The 13,987-nt window shown below is 71.7% G+C and carries 11 protein-coding genes, 1 pseudogene and 1 riboswitch; of the genes and pseudogenes, 7 read left to right on the top strand and 5 right to left on the bottom strand.

Annotated elements, in window-relative coordinates; all coding sequences use genetic code 11:
- Positions 1–9: 9 nt before the first annotated feature.
- Positions 10–1,104, bottom strand: coding sequence for a cytochrome P450 (locus ACWD12_RS12630; RefSeq protein ID WP_450099531.1), 1,095 nt, complete (start codon positions 1,102–1,104; stop codon positions 10–12).
- A 66-nt stretch (positions 1,105–1,170) separates the two neighbouring features.
- Between ACWD12_RS12630 and ACWD12_RS12625 the strand changes: the two genes are divergently transcribed.
- Entirely contained in the window at positions 1,171–1,887 is a 717-nt protein-coding gene (locus ACWD12_RS12625; RefSeq protein ID WP_450099530.1) for an ArsR/SmtB family transcription factor, read from the top strand.
- Positions 1,888–2,025: 138 nt separating this feature from the next.
- Here the strand turns inward: ACWD12_RS12625 and ACWD12_RS12620 are convergent, their stop codons facing one another.
- Together ACWD12_RS12620 and ACWD12_RS12615 are read right to left on the bottom strand one after the other, a co-directional pair.
- Positions 2,026–3,003: a ribonucleotide-diphosphate reductase subunit beta gene (locus ACWD12_RS12620; protein WP_450099649.1), complete on the bottom strand. Its 978-nt coding sequence runs from the start codon at positions 3,001–3,003 to the stop codon at positions 2,026–2,028.
- A gap of 149 nt (positions 3,004–3,152) precedes the next feature.
- Entirely contained in the window at positions 3,153–5,540 is a 2,388-nt protein-coding gene (locus ACWD12_RS12615; RefSeq protein WP_450099648.1) for a ribonucleoside-diphosphate reductase subunit alpha, read from the bottom strand.
- A 114-nt stretch (positions 5,541–5,654) separates the two neighbouring features.
- A riboswitch (cobalamin riboswitch) is annotated at positions 5,655–5,922 on the bottom strand.
- Positions 5,923–6,240: 318 nt separating this feature from the next.
- Between ACWD12_RS12615 and ACWD12_RS12610 the strand changes: the two are divergent.
- From ACWD12_RS12610 to ACWD12_RS12595, 4 genes and pseudogenes are all read left to right on the top strand, one after another.
- Positions 6,241–7,110 (top strand): annotated as a pseudogene (locus ACWD12_RS12610) (M24 family metallopeptidase); the annotation flags it as partial.
- 164 nt (positions 7,111–7,274) lie between these two features.
- A complete protein-coding gene (locus ACWD12_RS12605; RefSeq protein WP_450099529.1) occupies positions 7,275–9,137 on the top strand; it encodes an SDR family oxidoreductase in 1,863 nt (620 codons plus the stop codon).
- 38 nt (positions 9,138–9,175) lie between these two features.
- On the top strand, positions 9,176–10,180 hold the full coding sequence (locus ACWD12_RS12600) for a metal-dependent hydrolase (RefSeq protein WP_450099528.1): 1,005 nt from the start codon (positions 9,176–9,178) through the stop codon (positions 10,178–10,180).
- Between the two features lie 117 nt (positions 10,181–10,297).
- Entirely contained in the window at positions 10,298–10,762 is a 465-nt protein-coding gene (locus tag ACWD12_RS12595; protein WP_435839112.1) for a GNAT family N-acetyltransferase, read from the top strand.
- Positions 10,763–10,769: 7 nt separating this feature from the next.
- Here ACWD12_RS12595 and ACWD12_RS12590 read toward each other — a convergent pair whose 3' ends face one another.
- Together ACWD12_RS12590 and ACWD12_RS12585 are read right to left on the bottom strand one after the other, a co-directional pair.
- Positions 10,770–11,387 (bottom strand): DJ-1/PfpI family protein, encoded by a 618-nt coding sequence (locus ACWD12_RS12590; RefSeq protein WP_450099527.1) that lies wholly within the window; start codon positions 11,385–11,387, stop codon positions 10,770–10,772.
- Entirely contained in the window at positions 11,384–12,343 is a 960-nt protein-coding gene (locus ACWD12_RS12585; RefSeq protein ID WP_358357803.1) for a GlxA family transcriptional regulator, read from the bottom strand. The genes ACWD12_RS12590 and ACWD12_RS12585 overlap by 4 nt, the downstream gene beginning before the upstream one ends.
- Positions 12,344–12,555: 212 nt before the next feature.
- Between ACWD12_RS12585 and ACWD12_RS12580 the strand changes: the two genes are divergently transcribed.
- Both ACWD12_RS12580 and ACWD12_RS12575 read left to right on the top strand, forming a co-directional pair.
- A complete protein-coding gene (locus ACWD12_RS12580; RefSeq protein WP_450099526.1) occupies positions 12,556–13,011 on the top strand; it encodes a pyridoxamine 5'-phosphate oxidase family protein in 456 nt (151 codons plus the stop codon).
- Positions 13,008–13,730, top strand: coding sequence for an enoyl-CoA hydratase-related protein (locus ACWD12_RS12575; RefSeq protein ID WP_450099525.1), 723 nt, complete (start codon positions 13,008–13,010; stop codon positions 13,728–13,730). Before ACWD12_RS12580 ends, ACWD12_RS12575 begins: the two co-directional genes overlap by 4 nt.
- The last annotated feature ends 257 nt before the right edge of the window (positions 13,731–13,987 follow it).

Below are 13,987 nucleotides of genomic sequence, written 5' to 3'. Positions count from 1 at the left end.
GCGGACGGCTCAGCGGGGCTCGACGAACAGACTCGCCGGAATCCGCAGCACCGGGTGGGCTTCGTACGCGACCGGCGTGTCGACCCGGCGCCTGCCGTCGGCCGACAGCGCTTCGAGTACGCCGCAGGCGATGGCCAGGGCATGATCGCGGCCCGGACACGCGTGCAGGCCGTGGCCGAAGGTGAGGTGCGCGGTGGAGCCGCGCGTCGGGTCGAAGGTGTCGGGGTCGGGGAAAGCGTCCGGGTCGCGGTTCGCTCCCGCGAAGTCGAGGAAGACCGAGGCCCCTTCCGGCAGGCCGAGTTCCGGCACGGGTGCGGTGGTGCGGCGCCGAGTGCCGCGTACCGGCGGGTCGAGGCGCAGGGTCTCGTGCACGAGCGCGGCGACCGGGACGCCCGGGTACGCGGGACGCTCCGAGCGTTCGGCGCTCTTCGCGCCCTCCGTGCCCTTCGCGTCGGCAACCCGCGGCCCGGCGGGGAGCGCCGCGACGGCCGTGTTCCCGATGAGGCCGACGGTCGCGTCGCAGGTCTGCACGAGGACGGCGACGAGGTTGGCAGTGCGCTCGTCGTCGCCGGCGCCGTCGCCTGGGTCTGGGCTTGGGCCTGTGCCTGGGCCCAGGATCGTGGCCGCCCGGGCGACGCCTTCGTCGGCGCGGCACATCGCATGGTCCGGCGCGCCCGGCTGGTAGGCGGGGGCGATGCTCAGAATCGCGGCCACCAAGCTGTCCAGGTCGGATTTCCCGGCCCCCAGCGCCGCAGCGACCACGCGCACCGGAACGCGGCGGGCGAGTTCGGCCATGACGTCGACGGGTTCGGCGCGTCGCCCGAGGATCGCCGCGGTGGTCGTACGGGCAGCGGCACCCAGGGCGTCCGGCGCGATGCCGGCCAGGCAGTCGGCCAGGAGCGCGCGGCGGCGGGTGTGGGGCTCGCCGTCGGCGAAGCGGGCGGCCTCGGCACGCAGCCATGCGGTCGTGCGGTGCTCGCGGTCGGCGGCGGTGGCGGGTCCGACGGGTGGCACCGCGAGGCGCGGGTCGGCGAGGGCGGCGCGTACCGCGGCGTGGCCGGTGACCAGGGTGTCTCCGACTGCGGCTGCCTGAGTGCTCGTCATGCCGCCGACGCTAGGCGCGGATCGTTTCGGCGCACGCCGAACTTTGCCTGCGGCATGCTGGGGGCCATGACCCGCACAGATCATTCCGCGTCACGGCTCTCCGCCTTGACGGCGCTGCTCGCGGACGAGACGCGCGCGACGATGTGCCTCGCGTTGCTCGACGGGCGGGCCTGGACCGGCGGCGAACTGGCCCGGCACGCGGGTGTGGCCCCGTCGACCGCCAGCGAGCACCTGTCGCAGCTGGTCGCGGGCGGGTTGCTCGCCGAGGAGCGGCAGGGGCGCCACCGGTACCTGCGGATCGCGGACCCCGCGACCGCGCAACTGATCGAGGATCTGGCGGCCTTCGCGGGGCCGCCGGCCGGCACCGCGTCGTCGCTGCGGGCCCGTTCCGCGAGCACCGCCCTCGCGCGGGCGCGCACGTGTTACGACGATCTCGCGGGACGCCTCGGCATCGCCATCACGGACGCGATGACCGAGCGCGGGCTGCTCGCCCAGGAGACCGGGTTCGCGCTCACCGACCAGGGGCTGCGGTGGTTCGCCGAGTTGGGCGTGGACCTCGCGGGTGCGCCGCGCGGTCGCCGGCCGCTGGCCCGGCCGTGCCTCGACTGGACCGAACGCAGGCCGCACCTGTCCGGGATCTCCGGCGCGGCGTTGTGCGCACACGCGTTCGAGGCCGGCTGGTGCACGCGCATCGGGACGCAGCGCGCACTCGCGGTGACGGACCTAGGGCTGCGGGAACTGGGTGCGCGGCTGGGGATCGAGCCGGACGCCTTGTCCGTCTGAAGTCGCGGCCTGGGCCGAAAACCGATCGGGGGCGCGCGCCGTGGCGCCGCCCCCGGATCACCGGTCCTCGCGAAGGTCCGCGTCAGAAGTCCGGGTCAGGAATCCTGTCACAAATCCTCTTCACGTCAGCAATCCTCGTCAGAAGTCCTCGTCGAAGGAGACCGTGCCGGTGACGGCGACCTGGTACGCGGACACGCGCCGCTCGAAGAAGTTCGCCAGCTCCTGCACGTCCTGGAGTTCCATGAACGCGAACGGGTTTGCGGCGCCGTACATCGGCTCCATCCCGAGCTGCGCGAGCCTGCGGTCCGCGACGTGCCGGAGGTACGTGCGCATGTCCGCGACCGTCATGCCCGCGACTCCCCCGCCCAGCAGGTCCTCCGCGAACGCCGTCTCCGCCTCGACCGCCTCGGCGAGCATCCGACGCACGTCGTGGGCGAGTTCGTCGTCGAACAGGTCCGGTTCCTCGTCGCGCACGGTCTCGACCACCTGGAACGCGAAGTCCATGTGCGCGGACTCGTCGCGGAAAACCCAGTTGGTGCCCGAGGCAAGGCCGTTGAGCAGGCCGCGCGAGCGCAGGAAGTAGACGTACGCGAAGGCGCCGTAGAAGAACAGTCCCTCGATGCACGCCGCGAAGCAGATCAGGTTGAGCAGGAACTGCCGGCGCTCGTCGCGGTTCGTCAGCCGTCGGAGCCCCATCGCGGAGTCGATCCAGCGGAAGCAGAACTCCGCCTTCCGGCGGATCGACGGGATGTGTTCGACGGCCGCGAACGCCTTGGCCCGCTCGTCCGGATCAGGCAGGTACGTGTCCAGCAGCGTCAGGTAGAACTGGACGTGCACGGCCTCCTCGAACAGCTGGCGCGACAGGTACAGCCGCGCCTCGGGGGCGTTGATGTGCCGGTACAGGTTGAGCACCAGGTTGTTCGCCACGATCGTGTCGCCGGTGGCGAAGAAGGCCACGAGGCGCTGGACGAGGTGGCGTTCGGCCGGCCCCAGCTTGGCCAGGTCGGCCAGGTCGGAGTGGAGGTCGACCTCCTCGACGGTCCAGGTGTTGCGGATCGCCGCCCGGTACTTCTCGTAGAAGTCCGGGTAGCGCATCGGCCGCAGGGTGAGGCTCATACCGGCGTCGAGAAGCCGCGCCCGGTCCGGGGCGGGCCCCGCCTGCGCGGCGTGCGCGCCCAAGGCGGGCGAGGCGGTCGGCGCAGCCGGGGCGGGCAGGTCGGCCGACGCCGCTCGCGCGGCCTCGGGCTCGGGCTCGTGGACGGTCGTCACTGGCATGCCTCGCAGGCCTCGGGGTTCTCCAGGGAGCAGGCGATGACCTCTTCGTCCGCGACGGCGGGGGCGGCGGTCGCGACGGTCGCCTGCTGGATGCGCGTCGCGGGGCGCGAGCGCAGGTAGTACGTCGTCTTCAGGCCGGTCGACCAGGCGTACCGGTACATCGACGAGAGCTTGCCGATGGTCGGGTCGGCCATGAACAGGTTCAGCGACTGCGACTGGTCGATGTACGGCGAGCGCGCCGCCGCCAGGTCGATCAGCGCGCGCTGCGGCAGCTCCCACGAGGTGCGGTACAGCAGGCGTACGTCGTCCGGGAGTTCCGTCAGGTCCTGGACCGACCCCTCGGCGCGCTTGATGCGCTCGCGGATGGCCGCGGTCCACAGCCCGCGACGCTTGAGTTCTCGCACCAGGTAGGTGTTGACCTGGAGGAACTCGCCCGAGAGCGTCTCGCGCTTGAAGAGGTTGGAGATTTGGGGCTCGATGCACTCGTACGCGCCGGCGATCGAGGCGATGGTGGCGGTCGGCGCGATCGCGATCAGCAGGGAGTTGCGCAGGCCGTGGGACGCGACGCGGTCGCGCAAAGTGTCCCAGCGCTTGGTCTGCGTCGGGGTGACGCCGTCCCACAGGTCGGGCTGCAGGCGGCCGCGAGCCGCGTGCGTCTCCTGGTAGGCAGGGTGCGGTCCGGCCTCCTCGGCCAGGTCGCACGAGGCTTCCAGGGCCGTCAGGTAGATCTCTTCGGCGATCCGGGTGGACAGTTCGCGGGCCTCGGCCGAGTCGAAGGGCAGGCGCAGCGTGAAGAAGACGTCCTGGAGCCCCATGACGCCCAGGCCGACGGGACGCCAGCGCGGGTTCGAGGCGGCGGCCTGGCCGGTCGGGTAGTAGTTGATGTCGATGACGCGGTCGAGGAAGGTGACGGCGGTGCGCACGGTGGCCCGCAGCTTGTCCCAGTCGATGCCGGCGTCGGTGACGTGCGCGCCTAGCTGCACGGAGCCGAGGTTGCACACCGCGGTCTCCCCGTCGCTGGTGACCTCGAGGATCTCGGTGCACAGGTTGGAGAGGTGGACGACGTTGCCGGGCTCGGCGGCCTGGTTGCAGGTGCGGTTGGACGCGTCCTTGAAGGTCATCCAGCCGTTGCCGGTCTGCGCGAGGGTGCGCATCATGCGGGCGTACAGCTCGCGGGCCGGCATCTGGCGTACGAACCGCCCGTCGCGCTCGGCCTGTTCGTAGGCCGCGTCGAACTCCGCGCCCCACAGGTCGGGCAGCTCGGGCACCTCGTCGGGGTCGAACAGCGACCACACCCCGTCGGCGTCGACGCGCCGCATGAACAGGTCGGGGATCCAGTTCGCGAGGTTGAGGTTGTGCGTGCGCCGCGCGTCCTCGCCGGTGTTGTCGCGCAGTTCCAGGAACTCCAGGACGTCCGGGTGCCACGGCTCCAGGTACACGCACGCCGCGCCGCGGCGCTTGCCGCCCTGGTTGACCGCCTGGACGGAGGCGTCGAGCGTGTTGAGCCACGGGACGATGCCGTTGGAGTGGCCGTTGGTGCCGCGGATGAGAGCGCCGCGCGAGCGTACGCGCGACCAGGCGACGCCGATGCCCCCGGCGAACTTGGAGAGGCGCGCGATGCGGCCGTACATGTCGTAGATGGACTCGATGTCGTCCTGCGGCGAGTCGAGCAGGTAGCAGGAGGACATCTGGGTGTGCCGCGTACCGGAGTTGAAGAGCGTCGGCGAGCTGGGCAGGTACGCGAGGGAGGACATGAGGCGGTAGAAGCCGACGGCCTCGGGCGCGGTCTTGGACAGGCCGCAGGCGACGCGCAGCAGGAAGTGCTGGGGTGTTTCGACGACCGCGCGGTTGACCGGGTGACGGAGCAAGTAGCGGTCGTAGACGGTGCGCAGGCCGAAGTACTCGAACCGGCGGTCGGCGGCGGGGTCGACCGCGGCGTCGAGTTCGGCGGCGTGCGCGGCGACGAATGCGGCCGTCTCGTCGCCGACGAGGCCTTCCGCGTGGCCGAGCGCGATGCCGGAGCTGAAGCCGGTGATCCCGTGGGTGCCGACCTCGGTGTCGATGGTGCGGGCCAGCAGGCGGGCGGCGAGCCGGGAGTACTCGGGCTCCTCCGCGATGAGTTCTGCGGCGGTGCGCACCACGAGCGCGTCGCGTTCGATGTCCGTGGCGCCGGCGTGGAGTCCGGCGAGGGCCCGGGTGGCGACGCGTTCGGGATCGACGTCGGGGAGGTCGTCGGCGAGGGCCCGGATGACGGCGGCGATCGCCTCGGGGCTGTCCGCCGCGGTGTTCGCAGGGGTCCCCGCGGACGTGTCCGCCGGGTTTCCTGCGGAAATGCCCGCGGGAGTGCCCGCGGCAGCGTTGGCCTCAGATGCGGACATACCGGGGGAAACCGGCTTGTTATGGGCGCGCGAAATCGCGCTGTCCATGACGGTCACGGGCTCTCTCCTCGCGAGCTCGAAATGCGGTGACCACCGTGCGCCGCCTGACAGGGGGGCGGACACGGGCAACCGGCAGGTCTTCGGACTCGCGGGCATGCCGGGCACCGGCACGCTGGGGGCGTGCCGGACCGCGGAGTTCCTAGTGGCCGTCGCTTCCCCCGGCCGGGGGGCCGGAGTGCTTGGTGACGGCGGTCGTTCCCGCTCACCGCTGCGGGGGCAGTCCCGGCTTGACGTACACGCGCCGCGACATGTCGCGGGTGCGCGCACCCGGGTTCCCTCTTCAAAGGACCAATGCCACCTGACGGGACATCAGCACCTTTTCGCCACTTGCTCCGACAGCGCGGAGCAGGTGAACCAGCTGCGATCAGGAGCATATATCTAGTGGGTACCCCCGACGCGAACCACCAGTGGTTGTGTTCGGCGTGTCGCACGGCACGTGTCGTGACACGGGGGGTTCCGTCCCCCTCGCTCTCCGGGTATGTTACCCCCGGTAACACCTTCTGCCCGGGCCCTCCGCCCGGCGGATCGCGCGCTTCGCGCTCCGCTCCCGCACGGTTCACCTCTCCGAAAGGCGGTCGGCATGGCGACCCCGCTTACGGACGCATCCACCGGATCGACCGGTGTGACCGGAGTAGCTGATATGCCTGATATAGCCGACAAGTTCGGTTTGCCGGGAGCATCCGGCGAAGTCGGCGCGGCCGGCCTGACCGGTGCGGACCTCGACGGCTTCCGCGCGGCGCAACGCCTGGCCTACGACTGCGCCGAGGCCGTCGCGGCGCGCCTGCGCCCCGGCACGACCGAGCGCGAGGCCACGGCGATGATGCGGCAGTGGCTCGTGGCGCACGGCGTACGCGACTGGCTGCACCTGCCGTTCGCCTGGTTCGGCGACCGCACCGCGTTCACCGGCTTCAAGGTGCCACACCAGTTCTTCGCGACCGACCGCAGGCTGACCGAGGGCATGCCGTTCATCCTCGACGTCGCCCCGGTGTACGACGGGTACACCGCCGACATCGGCTACACGACCTCGCTCGGGCCGAACCGCGTCGTGGACCGTTTGCTCGACGACCTCGCGGCGCACCGCGCGTTCATTCTGGAGGCCGTGCAGGCCGGTCGGACGCTGCGGCAGATCTACCTGGACGTCGATGCCTTGATGGCCCGTCAGGGATACGAGAACCGGCATCGCGCGTATCCGTTCGGGGTGATCGCGCATCGCGTCGACAAGGTGGCCGACGCCCGGCTGCGGCCGCACGCGTTCGGCTTCGGAATGCGCGCGCTGCGGGGGCTGCTGCACGACGGCCTACGCGGCCACCGCGAGGGCTGGTCGCCGCTGTGGAACCACCGCAAGATGTCCGACCACCCGGCGACACCCGGGCTGTGGGCGGTCGAGCCGCACGTCGGATTCCGGGGCGTGGGCGCGAAGTTCGAGGAGCTTCTCGTCGTCGAGGACGACGGGCACGCGTACTGGCTCGACGACGACCTGCCGCACGTGCACCGCTGGGCGGACCGCGGATTGGCGGGGACCGCGGCCACCGGGACCGCGCCGGGGTTTGCCTCGGCCTTCAGTTCGGCCGCGGGGTCGGCGTCGGGCCCGGATTCGGCTCTGGGCCCGAATTCGGCTCTGGGCCCGAATTCGGCTCTGGGCCCGGCATCGGGCGCGGCATCGAAGGAGTCGGTGTGACCTCGCTGTACGACCTGCCGGGAGCCCGCCGCTTCGAGGTCACGTCGCCGGAGGGCGTACGCCTCGCCGCCGTCGAGGCCGGAGCCGCCGACGGCCCGACCGTTGTTCTCGTGCACGGGTACCCGGACACCAAAGAGGTGTGGTCCCACGTCGCGGCGCGTCTCGCCGACCGGTACCGGGTGGTGGCGTACGACGTACGCGGGGCCGGCGAGTCCAGCCGCCCCGACGCGACGTCCGCGTACGCACTCCACCGTCTCACCGACGACTTCGAGCGCGTCCTCGACGCCGTCGCGCCGGAGGGCCGCGTGCACCTGGTGGGGCACGACTGGGGGTCGGTGCAGAGCTGGGAGTTCGTCACGACGCCGCGCGTCGCGCGTCGCGTCGCCTCGTTCACGACGATCTCCGGGCCGAGCCTCGACCACCTGGGCCTGGTGACCCGGGAGGGGCTGACCCGCCCGACACCCGGGCGGATTTCGCGGAACATCGAGCAGGGGTTCCGGTCCTGGTACGTGTACGCGCTGCACGTGCCGGTCGCCCCCGACCTCGCGTGGCGCGGTGTGCTGGGCAAGCGCTGGCCCTCGATCATGGCCAGGGCCGAGAAGACGCTCGGCGCCCCCGAGCCGTCGTTGTCCGAGGACGGGGTGTTCGGCGCCAAGCTGTACCGCGCGAACGTCCGGCGGCGCATGGCGAGTCCGCGCCGGGACGCGATCGCCCGGATGCCGGTGCAGTTGGTCGTGCCCGACCGGGAGCGGTACCTCGCAAAGCGGATCTACGACGAACTCGACCGCTTCGCACCGGACCTGACGCGCCGCCAGGTGTCGGGCGGGCACTGGGTGCCGCGTACCAGGCCGGACCTTTTGGCGCGCTGGATCGGGGAGTTCGTGGACGGTGTGGAGCGCGCGGGTGGTGTGACTGACGGCCGGGCTGCGGGGATGACGGAGGCGGGCATGCCGGTTGCCGGAGTGGACTCATCCGCGGCGTCGGCGTCCGGGTCCCGCCCGCGGGGGCGCAGGGCGCGTCGGGCCGAGGACAACCGCCGTCGCTTCGCCGGCCAGCTCGCGGTGATCACGGGCGCGGGGAGCGGCATCGGCCGGTCGACGGCGCTGTCGCTCGCCGAGGCCGGCGCACGGCTGGTGCTCGTCGACCGCGACGGTGCCGCCGTGGCGCGCACCGCCGATCTGGCCGAAGTGCTGGGAGCTGCCGAGGCGTTCGCGGAGACCGTGGACGTCTCGGATGCGGCGGCGATGGAGCAGTTGGCGGGCAAGGTCCAGGCCTCGCACGGGGTTCCCGACCTGGTCGTCAACAACGCCGGTATCGGCATCGCGGGTTCGTTCCTGGAGACCACCCCCGAGGACTGGAAGCGCACGCTCGACGTCAATCTGTGGGGCGTCATCCACGGGTGCCGTTTGTTCGGGGCGATGATGGTCGAGCGCGGGCAGGGCGGGCACATCGTGAACACGGCGTCCGCCGCGGCGTTCCAGCCCTCGAAGTCACTGCCCGCGTACTCGACTTCCAAGGCCGCCGTGCTGATGCTCAGCGAGTGCCTGCGGGCGGAGTTCGCCGCGTACGGCATCGGCGTCACCGCGGTCTGCCCGGGGTTCGTGGCGACCGGGATCACGGGGGCCACCCGGTTCGTGGGCACGAGCGCCGAGCAGGAGCGGACACTGCGCGAGAAGACCACGAAGGCGTACAAGCGCCGCGGCTACCCGCCCGAGAAGGTGGCCGACGCGATCCTGCGAGCGGTCGCCGAGAACACCGCCGTACGGCCGGTCACGCCCGAGGCCCGTGCCGCCCGGGCCGCGTCGCGCTTCACACCGCGTGTGCTGCGTGCGCTGGCCCGCATCGACCTGCCCAAATGACCGGCCGACTGGCAAGCGGCAGTGAGGAGTCAGCACAGATGAACACGATTCCTTCGGACGGGCTCAGCGCCTCCTCTCCTCCCGTGGGGCTGGTGGGTCCGGCCAGGTCGGCGGGGTCCGTGGGTGCGGCGACGACGGCAATCTCGGCTACTGACACGCCGATTCGGCCGCGCCGGGTGGCGTTCGACTGGGAGCACACGCCGGTGCACTGGATCCCGGGCGATGCGCCGACCACCCATCTGATCAACGTGCTGCACCTGCTTCTACCCGCGGGCGAGAAGTGGTTCGTCCAGGTCTACAAGGAGGCACTGCCGCTCGTCACGGACGACAAACTCCGGGAGGACGTACGGGGGTTCATGGGCCAGGAGTCGGTGCACTCGTACTCGCACGCGGCCGTCCTGGACCACCTGCGGACGCAGGGCATCGACGCGTCCGGCTACACACGGAAGTTGGACTGGTTCTTCTTCGAATTCCTCGGCGACAAGCCGTACATCCCGATGCCCAAGGCCGAGTGGCTGCGCTTCCGTCTGTCGCTCATCGCCGCGATCGAGCACTTCACCGCGCTGCTGGGCAAATGGGTGCTGGAGGCCGAGGAACTCGACCACATCGGTGCGGACCCGGTGATGCTGGACCTGCTGCGTTGGCACGGGGCCGAAGAGGTCGAACACCGGTCGGTGGCGTTCGACCTGTACCAGCACCTGGGGGGCACGTGGGGGCGGTATCCACGGCGCGTGGAAGGGATGCTCTTCACCGCCCCGACCATCTTGTGGCTGTGGCACGTGGGTGCGAGCTATTTGATACGGCACGACCCGACCATCCCGGACCGCCGCTACCGGCTCCGCGACATGACGCGCGCGGCCCGGCAGGGACGGGCGCCGAGTTTCGTCGACTTGGTGTTCTCGATCCCGCGCTACCTGAAGCCGTCGTACCACCCGGAGGGCGAGGCGTCGACGCAGAAGGCGATCGACTACCTGGCGACGTCGCCCGCCGCGCGGGAGGCCGAGCGGCGGGCCGCGGAACGACGGGCTCGCTTGGCGGGGTGAGGTGTGCACCCGGCGGTCCGAGGTCCGGGCCCCAAGCCTGGCCTGGGGTCCGGACTCCAGGCCAGGCTTGGGGCCCGGGGCTGGGACCGGCTCCGGACGGGCTCTAGACTCCGGCGGATGGACCATGCTTCGGGAAATGTCGTGCGGGTGGGCGGCGCGACGTACGAGTTCCGGGACGAGACGCCGTCGGTGGAGACGTACCGCATGCTCCGGCCGGGCTCCGGGCTGAGCGCCAAGACGCGGGAGGCGTCCGAACTCGGGCTGCCCAACTCGTGGTACGCGGTGACGGTCTTCCACGACGGCGCACCGATCGGCATGGGGCGCGTGATCGGGGACGGCGGGCTCTTCTTCCTCGTCGTGGACATCTGTGTGCTTCCCGACCACCAGGGGCGCGGCCTCGGCAAGCGCATCATGCAGGCGATCAGTGATGAACTGGGCCGCCGCGCACCGCAGTCCGCGCACGTCGCGCTGATCGCGGACGGCGACGCGAAGTACCTCTACGAGAAGTTCGGCTTCGTCGAGACCGCCCCCGGCGGTGTCGGTATGGCCTACGTCGTCGGCGGCACCCGCGACGACATCTGAACCCCGGTCACACCACGGGTTCGTCGGCGAGGTAGGGCGGGGCGGGCTCGTACTGGATGTAGCGGCGTACGGTCCGGGCGTGGTCGCGCCCGTGCAGGCGTCCGATGAGCCACAGCGCCATGTCGATGCCTGCCGACACACCCTGCGAGGTCACCAGGGTGCCGTCGACCACGTAGCGCGCGTCGCGCACCACGGTGATGTCACCGCGGGCCTCAAGGGTGTCCTCGAAGCTCCAGTGCGTGGCGACCCGGCGGCCCTTTGCCGGGCCGGCCTCGTGCAGGAGCAGGGAGCCGGTGCAGACGCCGGTCGTCCACTCGGCCGCGGCGGAGGTCTTGGCGATCCAGTCGAGGAGGGAGCGGTTCTCGACCTCGCGCCGGGTACCCTGGCCGCCGGGGACGAGCAGGACGTCGAGCGGCGGGTGGTCGGCCGTCGTGGCGTCGGGGAGGATGCGCAGGCCCTTGGCGGCGCGGACCGGGTCGAGGGACTCTGCGACGGCGACGACGCGGTCCTGCGTGGCGGGTTCCTGGCTCGCGCGCAGCATGGCGGAGACCGTGAAGACCTCCCAGGGGCCGACGAAGTCCAGTTCCTCGGCACCTTCGAACAGCAGCAGTCCGTACGTAGTCATGGTCGGCCTTTCGTGCTCCGGAATCGGTCGCGGTAGTCGGACGGCGATACGCCGACGCGGCGGTGGAAGGTGCGGCGCAGGGTCTCGGCGGTGCCGAAGCCGCAGCGCCGCGCGACGGCGTCGACGGGATCGTCGCCTTCCGCGAGGGCGCGGCGGGCGGCTTCGACGCGGACCTGTTCCACGTACACGGTCGGCGGGACGCCGCACTCGGCGGTGAAGCGCCGTTGGAAGTGGCGGGTGCTGAGCCCGGCGCGCTCGGCGAGTGTGTCGACCGTGTGGCGGGCGGCCGGGTCGGTGGTGACCGCCTCGGTGGCGGCGCGGATGGGGTCGGTGGCGGGGCGCACCGCCCACAGGGGTGCGCTGAACTGCGACTGGCTGCCGGGCCTGCGCAGGTAGAGCACAAGGTGCTGGGCGACGCGGTGGGCGAGTGCCCGGCCGAGGTCGTCCTCGACCAGCGCGAGCGCGAGGTCCATGCCGGACGTGACGCCCGCGGACGTCCAGACGGGCCCGTCGTGGATGAAGATCGGGTCGGGATCGAGTGCGATGTCCGGGTGGTCCTGCCGGAACTGCGCGACGCGGCTCCAGTGCGTCGTGACGGTGCGTCCGGTCAGCACGCCGGCCGCGGCCAGCAGGAAGACGCCGCTGCACACGGATGTGGTCCGTCGCGCGTGCCCGGCGACCTGGCGTACCCAGGCCACGAGTTCCGGGTCGCGGCTCGCCGCGTCGACGCCTCCGCCGCCGACCACGACGAGCGTGTCGACGTCGGCGGGGTCGATGTCGTCGATGCCGTACGCCGCGTGGATCGGCAGCCCGCTCTCCGACACGACCGGGCCCGCGTGCCGTGCGGCGACCAGGCAGCGGTACTCCGGGATATGGGCCATCACCTCGAAGGGACCGGCCAGGTCCAGGGACTGGAGGCCGGAGTAGGTCAGGAAGACGACAGTGCGTTGGGCCACGTGCCCAGCTTTCCGTGTGTGCCTGGCGTCGTCCACGTCGATGACCCCACAGATTGCGCCATCGGGGGCAGCGGGCGGGCGCGCTGATGATCACTCATTGAGAAGGCGGCCCATCCCGCCTACGCTCCGCTGACAGACCGTCAGATTCAGGGGCCGGGGCGCTCGTGGGCTGTTGTGCCGTGGGCCCGGGCCACCGTGGGCGAGGAGGAGCGATGGGCGTAAGGCTGTCCGACGACGAGGCGTGGGACGTCCTCGCGTCGTCGCACACGGGGGTGTTCACGTCGCTGCGGGCGGACGGCTTCCCGGTGTCGCTGCCGGTGTGGTTCGTGGTCGACGGGCGCGAGGTGTGGATCGCGGGGGCGGCGTCGACGTACAAGTTCCGCCGGGCGCGGCGTGACGACCGGGTGTCGTTCCTGGTCGAGTCCGGGCTGAAGTGGTCGGAGCTGCGGGCGGTCCAGTTCACCGGGCGGGCGGTCCTGGAGCCGGCGCCGGACTGGGCGCGGGTCGACGCCCTGTTCGAGGCGAAGTACCGGGACTTCCGTACGCCGCGCCCCGACATGCCCGAGAGCGCCCGCGCCCGGTACGACGCGGCCCGCGCACTCCTCCGGATCCGCCCCGACGGCCGCCTGCTGAGCTGGGACAACGCACGGCTGGACGGTGGCCGGTGACCGGCACGAGCGGGAGCGACGGCGACCTCCTCCGCACCGATCTCGACGACGGCGTCCTGACCCTCACGATCGCGCGCCCCGAGGCGAAGAACGCGCTCACGCTGGCGATGCGGCAGCAGATCGAACGGGTGTGCGCGCAGGTGGACGCGGACGACGACGTGGCGGTCGTGGTCTTGGCCGCCGTCGACCCCGTCTTCTGCGCCGGGGCGGACATCAAGGAGATCGCGGCTCTCGGTGCCGCACTGCCCCCGACCAACCCGGGCGCCGCCCTGCGGGCCGTCCGCAAGCCGGTGATCGGCGCGGTCAACGGCGCGTGCGTGTCGGGTGGCCTGGAACTGGCGCTCAGCTGCGACTGGATCATGGCGTCAGAGCAGTCGTTCTTCGCCGACACACACGCCCGGCTCGGTGTGCTGCCGCGTTGGGGGCTGTCGGCGCTGCTGCCGCGTGCGGTGGGCGTACGCCTGGCCAAGGAGATGACCGCGACAGGACGCCGCGTCCCGGCCGCCGAGGCACTGCGTGCGGGCCTGGTCAACCAGGTGGTCCCGCACACCGAACTCGCGGACCGGGTAAGGGAGTCCGCCCGCGCAGCCGCCAACACCGACCGCGCGGCGCTCGCGGCGTCACTCGCCCTCTACGACGCCGGCGACGGCACGGAGGAAGCCCTGCTCCGCGAACGCGAGCGCGCCCTCGCCTGGGCACCTCCACCGACCTTCCGCTGACACGAGAAGCCGCAAGCCCGAACACCCTCCCACCCCGGGCCAAGACCTGAACGCCAGGGCAGACCGACCACCCGGGGGGTGGCTTCCCCGTTCCGGCAACACTGGCGACGCCAGCAGCACCAGTTCGCACCGCGGCCCCGCCCTCGGCGCGAACCTGTATCGCGAGGAAGTTGGTGACGCCCAGTCAGGCTCCTCACCCGTACGGCTTTCTCCCGTTGCCGATGCCTCCGCGCGCGGTGACCATGGGCCAGGGGGCC

It is taken from the genome of Streptodolium elevatio, assembly GCF_053592165.1.
Note: the sequence above shows the minus strand (reverse complement) of the source record. Positions and strands in the feature narration are given on the sequence as shown.

Coding starts and splice junctions, on each gene's coding strand:
- ACWD12_RS12630 (WP_450099531.1), bottom strand. CDS start 1,104: ATGACGAGCACTCAGGCAGCCGCAGTCGGAGACACCCTGGTCACCGGC.
- ACWD12_RS12625 (WP_450099530.1), top strand. CDS start 1,171: ATGACCCGCACAGATCATTCCGCGTCACGGCTCTCCGCCTTGACGGCG.
- ACWD12_RS12620 (WP_450099649.1), bottom strand. CDS start 3,003: ATGAGCCTCACCCTGCGGCCGATGCGCTACCCGGACTTCTACGAGAAG.
- ACWD12_RS12615 (WP_450099648.1), bottom strand. CDS start 5,540: ATGTCCGCATCTGAGGCCAACGCTGCCGCGGGCACTCCCGCGGGCATT.
- ACWD12_RS12600 (WP_450099528.1), top strand. CDS start 9,176: ATGAACACGATTCCTTCGGACGGGCTCAGCGCCTCCTCTCCTCCCGTG.
- ACWD12_RS12595 (WP_435839112.1), top strand. CDS start 10,298: ATGGACCATGCTTCGGGAAATGTCGTGCGGGTGGGCGGCGCGACGTAC.
- ACWD12_RS12590 (WP_450099527.1), bottom strand. CDS start 11,387: ATGACTACGTACGGACTGCTGCTGTTCGAAGGTGCCGAGGAACTGGAC.
- ACWD12_RS12580 (WP_450099526.1), top strand. CDS start 12,556: ATGGGCGTAAGGCTGTCCGACGACGAGGCGTGGGACGTCCTCGCGTCG.